The following is an 18,618-nucleotide window of genomic DNA, read 5'->3' as shown; positions in this document are numbered from 1 at the left end:
AAGCCGCGTCAGCGGCGCAGATCCGGAATCCATCGGAGGCCACCGAACTCTACGATGGATTCCGGAGCTCCGCTTCGCTGCGTCCGGAATGACGGCGCGGTTGTTGCCGAGGGCCAGGCCTTTGAAAATAAAGAGATCATTGTCGGGCAGCCTCTCTGGATGAGGGCTCAGGAGTTTCCAAAAGGCCTCTGGGCCGGGCCGCGTCGGGGGAGAGCCTTCAGCCCTCCATCCGGTCACGCAGCTGGTTGAACGGGCCGCGGCACAACTGCACCATCCGCCCCAGCAGCGCGCGGGCGATGACCCGCGGCGGTTGCCGCTGGGGCCACCAGGCGAGCCCCGCTGCGGGATCCTCGAGGGTGCGAGCGAAGGCGCAGGCCAGCGCGGCCGAGGTCGGCACGCCCCGGCCGGACCAGCCCGAAAGCGCCCAGAGCCCGTCGTCGAGGCGCTGGATCGAGGGCGTCTGGTCGAGCGCCATGCTGACGGTGCCGGTCCACATGAATTCCCAGTCCAGCCCCTCAATTACAGGCCAGATGCGCGACAGGCGGCGGGTCATGAAGGCAGCGGTATAGTCGAAGCGGCTGCCGCGACCGGGTTCCTGCAGGCCGCCCGTGACGATCCGCCCGGAGGCGTCGATGCGGAAGAACATCGGGTCGTGATGGGTATCGCCGAAATTCATGCCCGACGGCATGACGCTTGCGCGTTGCTCAGTCGTCAGCGGGCGGCTTGCGACCGCATAGCTCGTCAGCGGGAAGAAGCCCTGCGTCACCGCGCCGGGGATAGCGGCCGTGGAATAGGCGTCGGTCGTCAGGCCGACGGTCTTGGCGCGGATTTCGCCATCGGGGGTGCGGATGCACCAGCGACCATCGCGGCGCGCGAAACCCGTCATCGGGCTCTGGGTGAAGACCTCGACACCGAGCGAAAGCGCAAGCCGCGCCAGTTCGCGGGCATAGCCGAGCGGATTGAGATGGCCGCCCTCGCGGTGGACCCAGCCTCCCAGGAAGGCGCGCGTGCCGGTCAGCGCGGTGACCTCCTCGGCGTCGAGGTAGCGCTCGGTCTTGCCATAGCCTGCGTATTTCGCCTGCGCCGCCCGGGTCGTCGCCAGCGTCCGCTCGTTATAGGCCGCGCTGAGCGTGCCCTTCTGGACCGCCTCGCAGCGCAGGCCGTGGCGCGCGATCCGCTCGAAGACCCGGGCTCCGGCGTCAGTGAGGAGCCCGACGCCTTTCTCGGGCAGCGTCGCGGGATCGAGATAGGCAAACACTGGGATGCACTGGCCGTGATTGCGCCCGGACCCGCCGGCGCCGATATCGCGCGCCTCGATCACCGCGACGCGGGCCCCGGCCTCGGCCAGTTCGATCGCGGTCAGCAGGCCCCCATAGCCGCCGCCGACCAGGAGCATATCGACATCGCGCGTGCCGGCGAGGCGCTCGGTCACTGGCGCGGCGACGGCGGTCAGCGCGTAGGGGGGCTCGGCCGAAAACGGGGTCACGCGGCAACTCCATCGTCGATGGCGGCCGTCAGCGCACCGGCCAGACGGCTGGCCCAACGCGCGCGGTCGCGTCCGGTTTCCAGAAGGTCGTTCGTCACCTCGAAACCGCAGGCCGGCAGGCCCGAGCCATAGCTGTGCCAGTCGACCGTGAAGACACCGTTGCGGCCGGAATAGGGCTGGTTGTCACCCAGGACGAGGCCGTCTTCCTTGCCGAGATGGTCAAGCAGGTGGCGCGACAGGGTGTCGTCGTCATGCCAGAGCGTTCCGCCGTCCCAGGGGCGATGCTGGCCGTCGAAGACGCGGGTGCAGCTATGCAGCGCGAAGAAGAAGGGGCGCGGATGGCGCGCGGTCTGGCGCTCCCAGATCGCCCCCAGCAGGTTGTGATAGGGCCAGAAGACGGCCTCCTGCCGGGCCTCTCTTTCGGCCGGGGGCAAGGCGGCATTCGCTGGGATCGGCGTGCCTTCGAGCGCGGTGGCGATCGAGCGGGGATCATCGACCCACCGATTGACGTCGATCACGAGGCGGCTGACGTCGCAGAGCACGATCGGCACGTCGATCCGTGCAGCAAGCTCATGGGCGAGTTCCGCCACGCCCAGATCGCAGAAATAATGGCTGTCGCGCCAGGCCGGGGCGAGTCCGAGCTCACCGAGCCCGGGCGGGACCGAGCGGCCGGCATGATCGACCGCGATCACCCCGGGCAAGCGACCGTCCGGGTTCAGCACGATCGGCGGATTGGCATTCATGGCAGGCCAGCATTCATAGGAGGTCAGCATTCACGGGAGGTCAGCTCTCCTTGGACGGCTCGGTCGCGCCGAGGCTGCGCAGCTCCTCGATCCGGGCGAGCCGGTCGCGGCTCGAATCGCGGCAGCGCAGGCTGATTGCGGCGACGATCGCCTCGATCTGGGCGGTGACGACGACGCGCGAGCCGAAGGGCGAGGTCGAGGCGTCGGGCGAGGTCAGCACCGCATCGGCATGTTCCGCGATGGGCGAACGCCAGGTGTCGGTGAACAGGCAAAGGCGCGCGCCGCTTTGCCGTACGCCGCGCGCGAAGGTCAGGAGCTCGCTCTGGTAGCGGCGGTAGTCGAAGATCACGAAGACGTCCTGCGGCCCGGCATCGACAAGCGTGTCATAGGCGAAGCCCAGGGTGAGGGGGGTGAAGACGACGCCGGGCCGCAGCTGGCTAAGCTGCGTCGCCAGCCGCTGCGCGAGGTTCTGGCTGTAGCGCCCGCCCAGCAGTTTGATCGTCGCCCGCGGCGACACCAGCAGGTCGATGATCGCATCGAATTCCGCCGGCATCGCCTGGGCGGCTGCGACCTGCAGCGCCTCGGCCTGCATCAGCAGGGTGCGCTGGTAGATATGGTGGGGTGCCTCAGCCGGTGCTTCCGAGCGGATATTGTTCAGCGGCGAGCCGAGCTGGCGCTCGACATCGGCGATCGCCGCGGCCTGGAAATCGGCGAAGCGCGAGAAGCCGATCTTGGTGAGGAAGCGCAGCACCGTCGGCGCGCTGACCGAGGCCTGTTTCGCCAGCACCTCGACCGTCGCAAGCGCGCGTGTCGGGTAGCCTTCGAGCAGGACCGAGGCGACCTTCCGCTCGGCCGTCGACCGGGCTTCGCTGCGAATTCTGTCGAAAAGGGGCGGTGCGGCCATTCCTGTATTCTTTATTACATATTGACTCAAATCAAGCGCCTTGCACAGTATGTTACAACAATCAACGCGCGTCGGAATGTCCCCACCGGGAGCTCAGCAGGCGAACGGGGGCCGGCCACAGGAGCGAATGGAATGAGCATGGCCAAGTTCTTGACCACCGCGAAGTTCTTGACCACGGCCAAATTCCTGACCACGGCCGCGTTTGCGCTGCTGCCGTTCGCTGCGCAGGCGGAGCGGGGTTCGGATGGGGATCTGAAGATCTTCTACTGGCAGGCCGCGTCCACGCTGAACCCCTATCTGTCGGGGATCGGCAAGGAGGTCGATGCCGCGGCCCTGGTGGTCGAGCCTCTCGCGCGGTTCGATCCGCAGGGCACGCTGGTGCCGCTGCTGGCGGCCGAGATCCCGACGAAGGAGAATGGCGGCATCCTGGCCGACATGACGATGATCACCTGGAAGCTGCGTCCCGGCGTCACATGGTCCGACGGCAGCGCCTTCACCGCGAAGGACGTGGTCTTCACCTGGACATACTGCACCGCCACCGGGGCGGGCTGCGCGGCCTCGAACGCCTTCGACGGGATCAAGGAGGTGGTGGCCAAGGACGATCTGACCATCGAGATTCGGTTCGCGCAGCCGACGCCCTATCCCTATGTGCCCTTCGTCAGCTCGACCACGCCGATCCTGCAGGAAGCGCAGTTCAAGGATTGCATGGGCGCCAAGATCGCCTCCTGCACCGCGCAGAATTTCGCGCCGATCGGCACCGGCCCTTACAAGGTCAAGGACTTCAAGCCGAACGACGTCGTCGTCTACGCGATGAACCCGGCCTATCGCGAAGCCGACAAGCCGCATTTCTCGGGCGTGACGATCAAGGGCGGGGGCGACGCGATGTCGGCCGCGCGGGCGGTCTTCGAGACGGGCGAAACGGACTACGCCTGGAACCTGCAGCTGGCGCCCGACGTCCTGGCGAAACTGACCTCGGCGGGCAAGGCGCGGCCGGTGACGGCCTTCGGCTCGATGGTCGAATACCTGTTCCTGAATCTGACCGATCCCGGATCGGATCTGGGTGACAAGCGCTCGACCGTGGCGGGCGGCCCGAACAAGATCCTGAGCGACATCCGCGTGCGCAAGGCGCTGTCCCTTGCCATCGACCGAGCCGAGATCGCGGAGGTTCTCTATGGCGATCAGGGCAAAGCGAGCTGCAATGTCGTGCCGGCGCCCGCACAATATGTCTCGACGGCCAATGATGGCTGCCTGACGCCCAATGCCGCGGCCGCCAAGGCCTTGCTGGAGGAGGCAGGATGGAAGCCCGGCCCTGACGGCATCCGCGAAAAGGGCGGACAGAAGTTGAAGCTGTCCTTCCTGACCTCGACCAGCGGGGTGCGGCAGGACACCCAGGCCATGCTGAAGGAATACTGGAAGGTTCTCGGCGTCAGCGTCGATCTTCGCAATGTCAGCGGCTCGGTCTTTTTCGGCGGCGATGCCGGCAACCCGGACACGCGGCAGAAGTTCTACGCCGATGTCGAGATGTACACCGACAATTCGAAGGGCCTCGACCAGGAGTCCTATCTGAACAAATGGACCTGCGCGGCGATCCCGTCTCCGGTCACGCAATGGCAGGGCAGCAACATGCCGCGCTACTGCTCGCAGGATTACGATGCCGTGTCGCAGGCCTTGCGGAAGACGGATGGGATCACCGCGCGAGCCGAGCTCGCGCGCAAGATGAACGACATGCTGGTGCAGTCCTACACGGTGATCCCGCTCGTGCATCGCGGCAATATCTCGGGCGCGGCCAAGTCCCTCAACGGGGTTTCGATGAATCCCTGGGACAGCGAGTTGTGGGACGTGGCCGGCTGGTCGCGAGCCAGGTGAGGGGGCTGCCGCCCGCCATCCTGCGGCCGGCTTCGCGCGCCTCGGCATCGCCATCGCGGCAGCTTCGGGCCCGCGCAAGCATCAGGACACGCCCGGCAACGCGCCGGGGAAGGCGCGGACGAGGTTCGTTTCCTCGCCCGGCGCGTTGAACCGGAACTGACCGACCACGCGCAATCCATCAAGCGGCGTGGATCCCCTCGGCAGGTTTTCAACCGGCATTTCGGATAACGGAAAAGTCAGGTCGCCCGGCGCGAAAATTGGACAAAATAATCCATAATTCTACTAGAAAAAAGAACAACTAGTCTTCCTCGTATCGAGCAATCTCCCTAGCCTGTTCGTCATGATCCCTTTGGCGAACAGGGCCGTAATCGTGACCGTGGAATTCATCAGTCTCAGCTTTGCAAACGACTCGACCGATCTCGACCCGAAACCCGGCGCACCCATCGATCCCGCCTATTTCAAGCGCTACGCGCAGACGCTGGATGATGCGGGCTTCAACTACACCTTGCTGCCTTATCACTCCTCCTCGTTCGATCCGTTCACGCTGGCGGCGACCGTCATCGCCCACACGAAATCCATTCGACCGATCGTCGCCCTTCGTCCGAACACGGTTTATCCCACCGTCGCGGCCAAGGCCCTTGCCACGCTGGACCAGCTGAGCGGCGGCCGTGTCGTCGTTCACTTCATCGCCGGAGGGGATGCCGCCGAGCAGGCGCGCGAGGGGGACTTCCTGACCAAGGAAGAGCGCTACGAGCGAACCGAGGAATACATCCGCATTTTGCGGCGGGCCTGGCAATCGTCCGAGCCCTTCGACTTCGACGGGAAATATTACCAGTTCAAGGGCTTCAGCAACGCGGTTCTGCCCTTGAACGGAACCATTCCGATTTCGGTCGGCGGATCATCCGACGAGGCGTACCGGGTGGGTGGCTCGCTCGCCGACATCTTCGGTCTCTGGGGTGAGCCGCTCAAGGAAACGAAGGAGCAGATCGATCGCGTCTACGCGGAAGCGGCGAAAGCGGGTCGCAAGGACCGCCCGCGCATATGGGTGACCTTCCGGCCGATCATCGCCGAAACCGACGATCTCGCCTGGGCGAAGGCGCACCGGGTGCTGGAGAAGCTCAAGGCCAATTATGCCAAAGGCTCGCCGACGCGGCCGCTGTCCAATGGTGCGCCACAGAATGTCGGCTCCCAGCGTCTTCTCGAAATCGCCGCGCGCGGCGAGGTGCAGGATCGGGCGCTGTGGTATCCGACGGTGACGGCCACCAATGCGCGCGGCGCGTCCACCGCGCTGGTCGGTTCACCTCAGACGATCGCGGACTCCATTCTGGACTACGTCGATCTCGGCGCGGACCTGATCTCGATCCGCGGCTACGACAATCTCAACGATGCCATCGATTACGGCCGCTATGTGCTGCCGCTCGTCAGGGCCGAGCTCGATCGCCGTGGCGTCGGAGAGCGTGCTTATGCCTGATCACCACGACCGGGCCGCGTTGCGCGTTGCCGGTATCGATCTCGCCGGCGTGGTCGAACGGCTCGCCGCCGCGGCGCCTGCCGCGGATGCCGCCTACGCCTTTCCCTGGGAAGGCGTCCAGGCGGTTCATGACGCCGGATTGCTGGAATTGTCGGTCGCCTCCCGATACGGCGGACGCGACATCGGCGTCGGGGAGCTGGTCCGCATCGTGGCCGCGCTCGGCCGCGGCGATCCATCTGTCGCACTCATCAGCCTGATGACGCTGAACACACATCGGAATCAGGCTCAGCGCGGCAATTGGCCGGAAGCGCTTTATCTCCGCGTGCTGGCCGAGGCGAAGGAAAAGCCCATCCTCCTTAATGCCGCGCGGGGAGAGCCTGAGCTCGGTTCGCCGGCGCGCGGCGGCCTGCCGCAGACACGCGCACGCCGTACCGCCCGCGGCTGGTCGATCAGCGGCAGAAAGCGCTTCGTCACCGGCTCCCAGGGGCTCTCCTATTTTCTCGTCTGGGCGAGCACGGACGAACAGCCGCAGCGGGTTGGAACGTTCGTCGTCCCTGCCGGCGCGCCGGGAATCCGCGTCATCGAGAACTGGAAAAGCCTCGGCATGCGGGCGTCTGCCTCACATGACGTCGAATTCAACGAGGTGGAGGTCGGTCGCGACGACGTCATCGGCCTGACGGGAACTGATATCGCCGAGCAGGACAATCGCGCTCATGCGCAAGGCGCGTTGATCCTTACGGCGATCTATCTCGGTGTTGCCGAGGCTGCGCAGGAGGCTTTCCTGGCCTTTGCCGAAGGCCGTGTCCCCACCAATCTTGGCTTTCCGATTTCCCGCACCGAGCGCTTTGTCGCGCTTGCCGGCGAGATCGATCTGCTGGTCGGAGGCGCTCGCCAACTCATTCTCGATGCGGTCGATCACGCCGCCGACGAACCAGAGAGGCTCATGCGCGCCCGCTTGCTGGCAGGACGGCAATTGCTGCGAGCCACGCAGATCGCGATGACCGCGCTCGGGAATCCGGGCTTGAGCGCCGATGGCAGCCTGGAACGGCATTTCCGCGACATCCAGTCGGTCCTCGTCCACGCCCCGCAGGAGGATACCGTGGTCTCGCTGCTCGGCCGGGCTGCCTTTTCCGCCCGGGCCGGAGCATCCGCCGCGGCGGAGAGGAATGGGCGCGAGCCTATCGCGGGCGTTCCGGGCGGCATCGAGATCGCCGGCAGCCGGCAGGCCTCGCTTTCACCCCAACAAGCCCTGGTTTCACCCAAACAAGCCTTGCTTTCACCCAAACAAGACGCACCCCAAACCGTCAGGGTCTCCTCATGACCGAACGCCTTTCCCTGTTGGCGCTTTCCCGGCGTCGTCTTTTGATGGCGGTTCCCGCGGTGGCGACCGCCGCGCTGTTGACCACGGCGGTCACGGCTCTCGCCCAGACTGCCGGCGATCCACGCAATGGCGGCGACATCAGCTTCCTGATCGACTCGCTCGGCAATACCTGGATCCCGAACAACAGCGCGATCTCGAGCTTCCAGGGCCATATCTGGGGCCACGTCACCGACAAGCTCGTCTATGTCGACGCCGACGGCAAGGTCAGCCCATGGCTCGCGGAGAGCTGGGAGCAGAACGAGCAGGCCACCGAATTCATTCTTCGCCTCAAGTCGGGGGTGACCTTCTCCGACGGCACTCCGCTCGACGCGTCGGCCGTCGTCGCCAACCTCGACATCTGGTATGCCGGCCGCCGGCAGGACGGCATCAACCCGATCGGTCTCTTCCCGAAGACCTATGAGCGCTCGGCTGCGGTCGATGCCACGACGGTGAAGGTCTCCTTCAAGGCGCCGACCCTCGGCTTCATCCCGACGCTTGGCTACCACGGCTCGATCCTCGTATCGCCGAAGACAATCGCCAGGCCGGCCGCCGAGCAAGCCGACCTTGGCAAGACGTCGGGCAGCGGCCCGTATCTTGTCCAGTCCTGGAAGGAGGGCGACTTCGTCAAGCTGGTCAAGCGGAAGGACTATAATTGGGGGCCGCCGGCGGTCGGCCATACCGGGCCGGCATTCCTCGACACGATCACCTACAAACTGGTTTCCGAGCCGTCCCTGCGGGTCGCCGCGGTCCAGTCCGGCCAGGCGGATGTCGCCTACAACGCCTCGCCGCAGGAGCTCCAGTCTCTCAAGAACGCGGGATTCCCCGTCGCGACGCCACGCTATCTCGGTTTCGTCAACGGCTTGGCAATCAACACCAAGCTGGAGCCCTATAACGACGTCAAGGTACGCCAGGCCCTCCAGGCGGGCATCAACCGCCAGGAAATCATCGATACCGTCTACACGCCCGATTGGAAGCTGGCGACGTCCTTCGTCCAGAGCAACGTCCCCGGAGCGACCGACCACAGCAAGCTGCTGGCTTACGATCCCAGGAAGGCCGAAAAGCTCCTCGACGAGGCGGGTTGGGTCAGAGGCTCGGACGGCGTCCGCAGGAAGGACGGCAAGCAGCTTTCGCTGACGCTGCATTCCAATCCTTACCTCGCGACGTCGAAATCGGTCGACGAGCTGATCGCCCAGCAACTCGCCAAGATCGGCTGGAAGGTTTTCATCCGCGCTTACGACGTCGTGACGTATGGAGAAAAGGTCAGGTTCGGCGGCCCGGGCGTCCCGGGATACGAGGTGACGCGCAGCTTCATCGACGCGGGCACGGTGGCCAGCATCCTCACGGATGCCAATAACGGTGAGAACTGGTTCGCGCTCGGAGAGAGCGACAAGACGCTGAACGAACTGCGCGACAAGATCGCCAGCGCCGGCTCGACCGAGATCCGCGACCCGCTGCTCAACGAATTGCAGAGATACGTCCTGGAGCAGGGCTACTTCATCCCCAAGACGCAGATCGTCCAGCGCATCTACGTGCAGTCCCCCAAGCTGAAGGGCGAGATCTATAACGGCATCGCCTATGCCAGCTACTACACGGCCACGAAGCGAAAGTAGGCCGCAGTGCAACCAAGTATAGCGAGGACGCCGGCCGCCCGGGGCAACCCATATCTGTCCTATGCCGCAAAGCGCCTCATCCAAGCCGTCGTCGTGATCCTGCTGGCTTACGTCTTCACCTTCGTCGTCGTCAGCATCCTCCCGGGCGACCCGATCACCAGCGTCCTGCGCGATCCCCAGAACGGGTTCAGCGAGAGCGAGATCCAGGAGATCATCGCAGCCCAGGGGCTGGACAAGCCGATCATCATCCAGCTGTGGACCTCGCTGTCGCATTTCGTGGTCGGGGATCTGGGCCTATCGATGAGGTCCAGCCGGCCGGTGACGACGCTCATCGCCGAGGTGCTCCCTTCGACCCTGGTCCTGGCCGGAACGGGCCTCGTCGTTGCTTTACTGCTTGCGATGGTGATCGCCTACGGCACGCAGTTCGTTCCCAAGCGGTTCGGCCAAGGCTTGCTTCGGGGGCTGCCGTCATTGTCGCTATCGGTGCCCAACTTCGTGATCGGGCTGGTGCTAATTCATGCCTTCGGCTTCCAGCTCGGCCTTTTCCGAGTGCTCGAGCCCAATAGCCTGTGGGCCACCGTTTTCGCGGGGATCGCGCTCGGCATCCCGGTCTCCGCGCAGATCGCGGAGGTGCTGATCGCCAACCTGGACAACGAGTCGAGACAGGAATACGCGGCCGTCGCACGCGGCCGCGGCCTCGGACAGATGCGGCTCTTCACCAAGCACCTGCTCAAGCCGTCCTCGCTGCCGGTCGTCACCGTCCTCGCGCTCACAGTGGGGGAGCTCCTCGGCGGCTCTCTGATCACCGAAACGGTCTTCGGACGCACGGGCGTCGGCAGTCTCGTGCAGCGATCGGTGAGCACCCAAGATCTTCCCGTCCTCCAGGCGATCGTTTCGCTCACTGCGGTGGTGTTCGTGCTGATCAACCTCGCCGCCGATCTTGTCTATCCGCTGCTCGATCCCCGCGTGAAACTCCTCGGCGCGTCCAAATTCCGCCCGACCAGCGCCGATGAAGGCTCCGGCGTTTCCCAAGCGGTGGCATCATGACGATCGCCTCCACCGTCTCCGCCTCACGTCTGGGAACCGTCAACCGGCTGGCGGCGTTGCGGATGCCACCCACCGTGGCGCTCGCCTTCGTGGTCATCGCGCTCGTGATCGCCTGGTCGCTCGTGCCAAACCTGTTCACGAGCCATGACCCGACCATCGGTGTTCCCGCCGAGAAGCTGCTGGGCCCGAGCGCCAGGCACTGGTTCGGTACCGATCAACTGGGGCGCGACCTCTACACCCGGGTCGTCTACGGAGCGGCGTCCTCGGTCACGAGCGCGCTCATCGCCGTCGTCATAGGGGTCGTCGCCGGCGGTCTCATCGGACTGCTGGCCGGCTTCCTCGGCGGCTGGGTCGATATCGTGCTCGCCCGCTTTGTCGACGTGCTGCTGGCGATCCCCCACTTTCTGCTTGCCGTCATCGTCGTCACCGCGATCGGCTTCGACACCACTAACGCGGCCATCGCGACCGGCGTCTCGGCGGTGGCCGTTTTCGCCCGTGTCATGCGCGCGGAGGTGATCAAGACCCGGCAGGCGACCTTCGTCGAGGCGTCGTTCCTCTCGGGCGGCTCGCGTTGGCACATCGTGCTGCGGCACGTGCTGCCGAACGCCTCGCGCTCGGTGCTGTCGCTCGCGGTGCTGCAGTTCGGCCTGTCGATCCTGGTGATCGCCAGCCTTGCCTTCCTCGGCTACGGCGACCCGCCGCCGGCCTCGGATTGGGGCCTGCTGATCTCGATCGGCAAGGATTACCTCAAATGGCCGTGGCTGGTGTACGCGCCCGCCTTCGTCACGATCGCGACCGTCCTCTCCGTGAACAGGATCAGCCGATGGCTCCGCAAGACCGACTGACCGGCTCCGTCATTCGCGCCGAAACCCCCGAACCGAGGCCGCTGCGACCGGCCCCATTGCTCCAGGTCTCTGGTCTGTCGGTATCCTATCGATCGCACCAGGTGGTCACGAATGTCGGGTTCGAGCTGGGGCGCGGCGAGAGTCTCGCCCTCATCGGGGAGTCCGGATCGGGCAAATCGACCATCGCACGCGCCGTGCTGCGGCTCCTTCCCGAGGGAGGACACGCCGCCGGCAGCGTCCGGTTCGACGGACATGATGTGCTGGCATTGTCCGAGCGTCGGTTCCGGCCGCTGCGAGGCCGAGCCGCCGGATTCGTTCCCCAGGACCCCGCCAGTGCGCTCAATCCGGTCCGAACGATCGGCGCCCAGGCCCAGGAGGCGGCTGCGCTTCTGGATGAGCCGAACGCGTCGGTCCGCAAGGGGATCATCTTGGATACGCTGGCCCAGGTCGGGCTGGACAACCCGCAGCGTGTTTACGACTCCTATCCGCACCAGCTGTCCGGCGGCATGCTTCAACGCGTCCTGATCGGCCTGGCGGTCCTGCCTCGCCCATTGCTGCTCGTCGCCGACGAGCCGACATCGGCGCTCGACGTCACCATCCAGAAGCGGATCCTCGACCTGCTCTCGCGGCTGCAGCAAGAGCTCGACATCAGCCTGCTCCTCATCACCCACGACCTGGCGATCGCGGCGGAGCGGGCGAACTCGCTGGTGGTGCTCAAGGACGGGCTCGTTCAGGAGGCCGGCAACACCGCGGCCGTGTTTTCTTCGCCCGCCTCGGCCTATGCGAGGAAGCTGCGCGCCGATGTTCCGGCCCTCAACCCGGATCGATACGCCGAGCTACGCGATATCGGTTTCCGTCGCGGTGCGGCCAGCGCCGCGGAGGCGCCGAAGATCGAGGTCAGCGACGTTACCAAGACCTTCACGGTTGATGGTCAAGTGCTCACGGCCGTCGATGGCGTGTCTTTCGCAGTGGCGCCTGGCACCTCCCACGCGCTCGTCGGCGAGTCGGGCTCGGGCAAGACCACGACGATCCGGCTGCTTCTGGGGCTGGAGGAGCCGGATAGTGGCGGCATTTCGGTCGCCGGCGAACGGGTCAGCGGCCGCTCGCATGAAGCGCTGCGCGCGATGCGCCGCCACCTGCAGCTCGTCTACCAGAACCCGTTCAGCTCGCTCGACCCGACCTGGAAAGTCGAGGCGCTGATACGCGAGCCGCTCGACCGTTTCGGGATCGGAACCCGCCAGGAGCGGACGGAGCGGGTCCGCGAGGCATTGGCCAGCGTCGGACTGGGCGAGCATCTCCTGTCGCGCAAGCCGGACGCCCTGTCGGGTGGGCAAAGGCAGCGCGTCGCCATTGCCCGGTCGTTGGTCCTCAAACCGGACGTGATCGTGCTCGACGAGCCGACTTCCGCGCTCGACGTCAGCGTCCAGGCCGATATCGTCGAGGTGCTGCTCTCGCTGCAGGCCGGCCTGGGCCTGACCTATGTCTTCGTCTCCCACGATCTCGCACTGGTGCGCCAAGTCGCCCACACCGTCTCGGTGATGCACCGCGGGCGCATCGTCGAACATGGGACCGTCAGCGACATCTTCGACAACCCGCAGCACCCCTATACCGTGTCGCTCCTGGACTCGATCCCATCTGGCATCGGCGCCGCGCCGAGCCTGCGCGCCCGGTCGATCGTCCCCGAGGAAAGGGCGGCATGACCATGACCGCACTCGCCAGCGAGCCGCCCGCGCCATTCCGCCGGAAACAGCGGCTCGGCTTCAACACTCGGGTGTCGTTCAACGATGACGCCGGGCCGGCGCAGGGGCTGATCGAAGGGATCGAGTTGTTCAAGGCGGCCGAGCGGCTCGGCTATCAATCGGGCTGGGCGTATCAGCGACATTTCGACCACTACCTGTCCTCTCCGCTGCCGTTCTTCGCCGCGGCCGGTCAGCACACGAGACACATCACGCTGGGCTCCGCGGTGATCCCGATGCGCTACCAGGATCCGATCCTGCTCGCCGAGGCTGCCGGCACGACCGACCTGCTGATCGGCGGTCGGCTGGAGCTCGCCATCTCGACCGGCGCCAATGCCGCCTTCGACGCTGTCTTCGGCGCGGCGGACACCGATGCCCGGACGGAGGCCAAGCGCCGTCAGGCGCGCTTCCTGGCGGCGATCTCGGGTGAGGTTCTCCACACCGTCGCCGGGCCGGGGCAGGGCGCCCCGGAGGGCACCGAGCTGCGCGTCACGCCGCACAGCCCGACCCTGCGGTCCCGGATCCGGCAGGGTTCGGCCAGCCTGGGTTCCGCGCTGCAGGCTGCCGAGCTCGGAATCGGGCTCATCTGCGGGACCGTGCAGCACGATCACGCCGAGGGCGAGGCCTTCGGAGCGTATCAGGCCCGCAGCATCAATGCCTACCGGACGGCCTGGCGCGAGAGATGGGGCACCCCGCCGCCGCCGGTCGCTGTCGCCGCCTCGATCCTGGTCGGCACCACCGCCGAACTCCGGGAGAGATATGCCGCCTACGACCTCGAGCGTCGAACCCAAGGCATCGGCGCGTCTCGTCCCAAGGGCGCCCTCAAGCCGGCCGCGCCTGCGAACCAGCCGCCCGGTGTCCAGATTTCTCCGGTCTTCCAGGGCACCCGCGACCAGGTAACCGAGGCCGTGCGCAACGATCCCGGCCTCGCCGCGGCGGACGAGATCGTGCTCTTCCTGCCACCCGCCTTCAGCCTGGCCGAGAACACGCGGCTCCTGGCCGACTTCGCGGAAACGGTCGCCCCAAACCTGGGCTGGTCGCCCGCCTTGTGATCCACGCGGCCCAGGCTTGTCGCGCGTTTTCGGGTTTGACGCCTATCGGCGGGACGACACGATCTGTCATGAACAGTTTCGATGTCCGGATATAGCGAGACGAACTCCGCAACGGCTAGCGCCGCGTGCTCACGGTGCAAGAATGCCTTGGCTGCGCCTGAAGCGAATGCTTACGCAACTAGCAGTTGCGCTTGATCTGCGGCGAACTGAGCAGCACCTGTTGTTGTCATCAATTGTCAATTCCGCTGCGTAAGCGTAGCGTGAATCAAGCCGCTTCCATTCGATGTGATGGAAGGGGGCTTGATATCTTCCAATTGAGGAGGATGCCGTGGGACGCAAGTTCATCGACTGCCGCGAATTCCCGAGCGAGATGAAGTGCTCGGTCGCGATTACCGCCGATACCGAGGGCGAACTCCTGGAGGTGGCTGTGCAGCACGCCGTCGCCGTGCACGGGCATCAGGACACGCCTGAACTGCGGGACCAGATCAAAGGCGCCATCAAGGACGGCACGCCGTCTGAACAGGCACCAGGTCGCGCCGCCTGATCGGCAATCCAGCTCGACGAGTCCTGATCGACAAGAACCGTCGTCCTCATCTCATCCTGCCTGCTGCTCCGCGGTGGGCGGGAGCAGGGCGGCGGTGATGATGATCTCGATCAGGTCGCCTTCGGGCATCACCGACTGCACGAAGGAGCGCACGGGCCCGGAACCGGCTGGCATCCAGCTCGACCAGGCTTCGTCGAAGGCCGGCTTGTTGTCGTGATCGGTCACCACGATCTCCGCCTTGACGATGCGCGTGCGGTCGAGGCCGGCATCCCTGAGATAGATCTCGAGGACGCCCTGCGTGCCCAGCGTTTGCGCCTTGATGTCCTGCCTGCGGTCAGGCGAGGTCGCGACCGCCCAGAGGAAGCCGCCTCCGCCCGGTAGATGGTAGACCGCTACGGCCGACTTGCTGGGAAGCGTCTTGTTGGGGATGCGGGTGATGTCCGGCGTGGTCATGTTTTACTCTTGGGCAGTCAATCTTGGAGCCGTCGATCACCGGCGTATCTGGATATCGGCGCTCCAAGAGCGGGACGCTAGCAGCTTTTCCATGAACCAGATCTCGCCGTCTTACCTCAGGCGCTCATGATTTCCGTGCCGGGCAGCTGCTGTCGAAGGGCTCATGCGAGATGGAGCCGGCCTCCCGCTCAGATAAGGTAGCGCTTGAACCAGCCTATCGTCCGGTCCCAGGCCAACTTGGCGTTCGTCTCGTCATAGCGCGGGGTCGAGTCGTTGTGGAAGCCGTGATTGGCGCCGGGATAGATGTACGCTTCATAGGTCTTGCCGCCCGCCTTCAGTGCCGTTTCATAGGCTGGCCAGCCCGCATTGATGCCGGTGTCCAACTCACCATAATGGATCAGGAGAGGTGCCTTGATGCGTGCCACATCCTCGGCGCGGGGCTGGCGACCATAGAACGGCACAGCGGCGCCAAGCTCCGGATAAGCGACGGCGGCCGCATTGGCCACGCCACCACCATAGCAGAAGCCCGTGATGCCGACCTTACCGGTGGTTTGATCGCTCTTCACCAGGAATTCGATGGCTGCGAAGAAGTCGTTCATCAGCTTCTCCGGACTGACCTGCTGCTGCAGCTGGCGGCCCTTGTCGTCATTGCCGGGATAGCCGCCGACGGAGCTCAACCCGTCCGGAGCAAGGGCAATGAAGCCGGCCTTTGCGACCCGGCGGGCGACATCCTCGATATAAGGGTTCAAGCCACGGTTCTCGTGCACGACCACCACCGCGGGGACGCGGCTGGTGGCTTTCGTCGGGGCCACCCAGTAGCCTCGCACATCGCCATGCCCCTTCGGAGAGGGGTAAGTGATATAGCTAGCGACGATATCGGGATCGGTGAACGAGATTTGTTGCGCAAGCGCGTAGTCGGGGCTCATCGAGGCCAGAATTGAGGCGGCCGTCATGCTGCCCACGGTGAATTTGCCGGCGCGATCTAAGAATTCGCGCTTGGTAATTTTTCCGTGAGCATAAAAATCGTAGAGCTCAAGCAGCTCTTGCGGAAAATCCTTGGCGGTCAGGCGCTGCACGGCACTTCCCCCTTTTTTGTCTATGGCATCAAGAGACCGATCCTAACCCCACGCCAATCCTGTCTTCAACATTCCGTTGCCGCAGCTGAAGGATCGCCAGTCCATCCAGCCGCAATCGGTCGTCGTCACGCCGCGCTGCCGCCATGGCTGGTGGAGGCGAGAAAGGCCTGGAGGCGGGAATGCGCCGATGTGCCGGTGAGTTCGGCCGGCTTGCCGCGCTCGAGCACCGCGCCGCGCTCCATGAACCAGATCTCGTCGGCGACCTCGCGGGCAAAACCCATCTCGTGGGTGACGCAGATCATGGTCATGCCGCTGGCGGCGAGCTGCTTCATGGCGGCGAGGACTTCGCCGACCATTTCCGGATCGAGCGCCGAGGTCGGCTCGTCGAACAGCATGACCCGCGGATCCATGGCGAGCGAGCGGGCGATGGCGACGCGCTGGCGCTGGCCGCCCGACAGCCGGCCCGGCATCTCCTCGGCCTTCTCGGCCAGGCCGACGCGGGCGAGTTCGGCCAGGCCCCGTTCGCGCGCTTCCGCCTTGCCCATCCCGCGCAATTTGGTCAGGCCTAGCGTGATGTTGCCGATCGCGGAGAGATGCGGGAACAGGTTGTAGGCCTGGAAGACGAAGCCGACGCGCTGGCGCAAGCGATTGATGTCGACGCCGCGGGAGGCGATGTCGGTGCCGTCGACCAGGACGCGGCCGCCCTGGATCGTTTCCAGCCGCGTCACCGTGCGGATCAGGGTCGATTTGCCGGAGCCGGAGGGGCCGACCAGCACCTTGACCTCGCCGCGGCCGACCTCGCCGGAGACACCAGTGAGCGCCTGCATCGGCCCGAACCATTTATCGACATTCTCGAACCGGATCATGGTTTGCCTCATGCCGCGACGATGACGCCGGGCGCCCCGCCGCGCCCAGACGAGGTGCGCCGCTCGATGAAGCGGGCGAGCGAGGTCAAGGCGAAGCACAGCACGAAATAGGTCAGGGCCAGGATGCCGTAGACCTCGAAGGGCTGGGTCAGCAGCACATTGTTCACCTGGCTCGCGGCGAAGGTCACCTCATGGGCGCTGATGACGTAGCCGAGCGAAGTTTCCTTGATGGTCGAGACGAACTGGCTGACCATGCTCGGCAGCATGTTGTGCAGCGCCTGCGGCAGCACGACCTTGAAGGTGGTCGGCCAATAGCGCAGGCCGAGCGATTTGGCGGCCTCGACCTGTCCCGCAGGCAGGCCCTCGATGCCGGCGCGGATGATCTCCGAGAGATAGGCCGCCTCATAGACCACCAGCGCGATGATGAGCGTCTCGACCCCGCCGACCGCGCGCCCGATCACCAGCGGCGAGACGAAATAGGTCCAGAAGATGAACATGATCAGCGGCAGGCCGCGCACCGCGTGCACGATCGCGGTGGCCGGCAGGCGCAGCCAGCGATAGGGGCTGAGCCGGGCCAGCGCCAGCGCGATGGCGAAGGGAAAGCACAGGGCAAGCGCGGTTGCCGCCATGAACAGCGTCATGGTCAGGCCGCCGATTGGCCCATGCGGGTATTGGCCGACGAGGAAGAGCAGCCAGTTGTTCTCAAGGATCTCCAGCATCAGCGCGTCTCGAGCTTGAGGCGGCGATCCGAATAGGATCCCAGCGCCATGATGCCGAAGGAGATCAGGAGATAGATCACGGTGGCGACCGCGAAGGCCTCAAAAGTCTTGAAGGTGTAGCTCTCGACCTCACGCGTGCGGTAGGTCAGTTCGCCGACGCCGATCGCCATGGCGAGGCTGGTGTTCTTGAACAGCAGCAGGGTCTGGTTGATCAGGGGCGGGATCGCGATCCGCATCGCCTGCGGCAGCACGACATAGCCCATGGCGCCGAGATAGCCGAAGCCGATCGAGCGCGCCGCCTCATATTGCGCCTTGGGGATCGAGCGGATGCCGCTGCGAATATCCTCGGCGATATAGGCAGCCGAGGCGAGGCCGAGTGCGATCGCCGCCAGCAGGAACTCGCCGTGATGGGCGTTGATCCATTGCCGAGCCGGGCGCGGCAGCAGCGAGGGGACGCCGAAATACCAGATGAGGATCTGCACCAGGAGAGGCACGTTGCGGTGATACTCGACATAGAGCGCGACGAACCAGCCGAGCGGCGGCAGCGGGATCATCCTGATCAGGGTCAGGATGATCCCCATAGCCATGGCAAGGCACCAGGCGACGCAGGTCAGGGCGAGCGTGGTGGCGACGCCGATCACGAACCAGTCGAGATACTGGCCGCTGAGCACGCCACGCAGGTCGAAGACATATCCCATCGCGCGCCGCCCCCCGGCCGTCGAGCTTAGAGCCCGTTTGGAAATTAGAGCCCTCATCCTGAGGAGCCGCGTAAGCGGCGTCTCGAAGGATGCTCCAGATGGTTCCGGAAGGCTCCTGGAGCATCCTTCGAGACGCGGGCTT

17 protein-coding genes are annotated in these 18,618 nt (G+C 65.5%); 9 read left to right on the top strand and 8 right to left on the bottom strand.

Translation table 11 applies throughout. From position 1 onward, the window contains the following. Positions 1–217: 217 nt before the first annotated feature. Genes RMR04_RS16720 through RMR04_RS16710 form a run of 3 tightly spaced genes read right to left on the bottom strand, consistent with a single transcriptional unit; the run spans position 218 to position 3,133 of the window. Positions 218–1,486 (bottom strand): NAD(P)/FAD-dependent oxidoreductase, encoded by a 1,269-nt coding sequence (locus RMR04_RS16720; RefSeq protein ID WP_311915738.1) that lies wholly within the window; start codon positions 1,484–1,486, stop codon positions 218–220. Further along, positions 1,483–2,259, bottom strand: coding sequence for an N-formylglutamate amidohydrolase (locus RMR04_RS16715; protein WP_311915737.1), 777 nt, complete (start codon positions 2,257–2,259; stop codon positions 1,483–1,485). Before RMR04_RS16715 ends, RMR04_RS16720 begins: the two co-directional genes overlap by 4 nt. Before the next feature lie 10 nt (positions 2,260–2,269). Next, on the bottom strand, positions 2,270–3,133 hold the full coding sequence (locus tag RMR04_RS16710; RefSeq protein ID WP_311915736.1) for a MurR/RpiR family transcriptional regulator: 864 nt from the start codon (positions 3,131–3,133) through the stop codon (positions 2,270–2,272). A gap of 138 nt (positions 3,134–3,271) precedes the next feature. On the opposite strand from RMR04_RS16710, the gene RMR04_RS16705 reads away from it, so the two are divergent. From RMR04_RS16705 to RMR04_RS16665, 9 genes are all read left to right on the top strand, one after another. After that, positions 3,272–4,999: a peptide ABC transporter substrate-binding protein gene (locus RMR04_RS16705; protein ID WP_410492268.1), complete on the top strand. Its 1,728-nt coding sequence runs from the start codon at positions 3,272–3,274 to the stop codon at positions 4,997–4,999. 370 nt (positions 5,000–5,369) lie between these two features. Continuing rightward, positions 5,370–6,470 (top strand): LLM class flavin-dependent oxidoreductase, encoded by a 1,101-nt coding sequence (locus RMR04_RS16700; protein WP_311915733.1) that lies wholly within the window; start codon positions 5,370–5,372, stop codon positions 6,468–6,470. Continuing rightward, positions 6,463–7,791: an acyl-CoA dehydrogenase family protein gene (locus RMR04_RS16695; protein ID WP_311915732.1), complete on the top strand. Its 1,329-nt coding sequence runs from the start codon at positions 6,463–6,465 to the stop codon at positions 7,789–7,791. The genes RMR04_RS16700 and RMR04_RS16695 overlap by 8 nt, the downstream gene beginning before the upstream one ends. Continuing rightward, entirely contained in the window at positions 7,788–9,440 is a 1,653-nt protein-coding gene (locus RMR04_RS16690; RefSeq protein WP_311915731.1) for an ABC transporter substrate-binding protein, read from the top strand. Before RMR04_RS16695 ends, RMR04_RS16690 begins: the two co-directional genes overlap by 4 nt. Positions 9,441–9,458: 18 nt before the next feature. After that, the gene (locus RMR04_RS16685; RefSeq protein WP_311915864.1) at positions 9,459–10,487 is read left to right on the top strand and encodes an ABC transporter permease; all 1,029 of its coding nucleotides are present in this window, start codon (positions 9,459–9,461) and stop codon (positions 10,485–10,487) included. Beyond that, entirely contained in the window at positions 10,484–11,332 is an 849-nt protein-coding gene (locus RMR04_RS16680; protein WP_311915730.1) for an ABC transporter permease, read from the top strand. Before RMR04_RS16685 ends, RMR04_RS16680 begins: the two co-directional genes overlap by 4 nt. After that, positions 11,311–13,032, top strand: a complete 1,722-nt coding sequence (locus RMR04_RS16675; protein ID WP_311915729.1) for a dipeptide ABC transporter ATP-binding protein — start codon at positions 11,311–11,313, stop codon at positions 13,030–13,032. The genes RMR04_RS16680 and RMR04_RS16675 overlap by 22 nt, the downstream gene beginning before the upstream one ends. Next, the gene (locus RMR04_RS16670) at positions 13,029–14,120 is read left to right on the top strand and encodes an LLM class flavin-dependent oxidoreductase (RefSeq protein ID WP_311915728.1); all 1,092 of its coding nucleotides are present in this window, start codon (positions 13,029–13,031) and stop codon (positions 14,118–14,120) included. The genes RMR04_RS16675 and RMR04_RS16670 overlap by 4 nt, the downstream gene beginning before the upstream one ends. Before the next feature lie 328 nt (positions 14,121–14,448). Then, positions 14,449–14,664, top strand: coding sequence for a DUF1059 domain-containing protein (locus tag RMR04_RS16665; RefSeq protein ID WP_311915727.1), 216 nt, complete (start codon positions 14,449–14,451; stop codon positions 14,662–14,664). A 51-nt stretch (positions 14,665–14,715) separates the two neighbouring features. On the opposite strand, the gene RMR04_RS16660 is transcribed toward RMR04_RS16665, so the two are convergent. The 5 genes from RMR04_RS16660 to RMR04_RS16640 form a co-directional block, all read right to left on the bottom strand. Next, complete coding sequence (locus RMR04_RS16660; RefSeq protein WP_311915725.1) at positions 14,716–15,117, bottom strand: Rid family hydrolase; 402 nt, start codon at positions 15,115–15,117, stop codon at positions 14,716–14,718. 188 nt (positions 15,118–15,305) lie between these two features. Then, on the bottom strand, positions 15,306–16,193 hold the full coding sequence (yghX, locus tag RMR04_RS16655) for a YghX family hydrolase (RefSeq protein ID WP_311915724.1): 888 nt from the start codon (positions 16,191–16,193) through the stop codon (positions 15,306–15,308). A 125-nt stretch (positions 16,194–16,318) separates the two neighbouring features. Next, positions 16,319–17,059 (bottom strand): amino acid ABC transporter ATP-binding protein, encoded by a 741-nt coding sequence (locus RMR04_RS16650; protein WP_311915723.1) that lies wholly within the window; start codon positions 17,057–17,059, stop codon positions 16,319–16,321. Positions 17,060–17,067: 8 nt separating this feature from the next. After that, positions 17,068–17,778 (bottom strand): amino acid ABC transporter permease, encoded by a 711-nt coding sequence (locus RMR04_RS16645; RefSeq protein WP_311915722.1) that lies wholly within the window; start codon positions 17,776–17,778, stop codon positions 17,068–17,070. Then, entirely contained in the window at positions 17,778–18,476 is a 699-nt protein-coding gene (locus RMR04_RS16640) for an amino acid ABC transporter permease (protein WP_092164765.1), read from the bottom strand. Before RMR04_RS16640 ends, RMR04_RS16645 begins: the two co-directional genes overlap by 1 nt. Between the last annotated feature and the right edge of the window lie 142 nt (positions 18,477–18,618).

The sequence above is a fragment of the Bosea sp. 685 genome (assembly GCF_031884435.1).
Taxonomy (GTDB): domain Bacteria; phylum Pseudomonadota; class Alphaproteobacteria; order Rhizobiales; family Beijerinckiaceae; genus Allobosea.
Note: the sequence above shows the minus strand (reverse complement) of the source record. Positions and strands in the feature narration are given on the sequence as shown.

Excerpts from the sequence above, each read along its gene's own strand:
- RMR04_RS16715 (WP_311915737.1), bottom strand. The coding sequence starts at position 2,259 with ATGCTGACCTCCTATGAATGCTGGCCTGCCATGAATGCCAATCCGCCG.
- RMR04_RS16710 (WP_311915736.1), bottom strand. The coding sequence starts at position 3,133 with ATGGCCGCACCGCCCCTTTTCGACAGAATTCGCAGCGAAGCCCGGTCG.
- RMR04_RS16705 (WP_410492268.1), top strand. The coding sequence starts at position 3,272 with ATGGCCAAGTTCTTGACCACCGCGAAGTTCTTGACCACGGCCAAATTC.
- RMR04_RS16695 (WP_311915732.1), top strand. The coding sequence starts at position 6,463 with ATGCCTGATCACCACGACCGGGCCGCGTTGCGCGTTGCCGGTATCGAT.
- RMR04_RS16690 (WP_311915731.1), top strand. The coding sequence starts at position 7,788 with ATGACCGAACGCCTTTCCCTGTTGGCGCTTTCCCGGCGTCGTCTTTTG.
- RMR04_RS16680 (WP_311915730.1), top strand. The coding sequence starts at position 10,484 with ATGACGATCGCCTCCACCGTCTCCGCCTCACGTCTGGGAACCGTCAAC.
- RMR04_RS16675 (WP_311915729.1), top strand. The coding sequence starts at position 11,311 with ATGGCTCCGCAAGACCGACTGACCGGCTCCGTCATTCGCGCCGAAACC.
- RMR04_RS16670 (WP_311915728.1), top strand. The coding sequence starts at position 13,029 with ATGACCATGACCGCACTCGCCAGCGAGCCGCCCGCGCCATTCCGCCGG.
- RMR04_RS16660 (WP_311915725.1), bottom strand. The coding sequence starts at position 15,117 with ATGACCACGCCGGACATCACCCGCATCCCCAACAAGACGCTTCCCAGC.
- RMR04_RS16650 (WP_311915723.1), bottom strand. The coding sequence starts at position 17,059 with ATGATCCGGTTCGAGAATGTCGATAAATGGTTCGGGCCGATGCAGGCG.
- RMR04_RS16645 (WP_311915722.1), bottom strand. The coding sequence starts at position 17,778 with ATGCTGGAGATCCTTGAGAACAACTGGCTGCTCTTCCTCGTCGGCCAA.
- RMR04_RS16640 (WP_092164765.1), bottom strand. The coding sequence starts at position 18,476 with ATGGGATATGTCTTCGACCTGCGTGGCGTGCTCAGCGGCCAGTATCTC.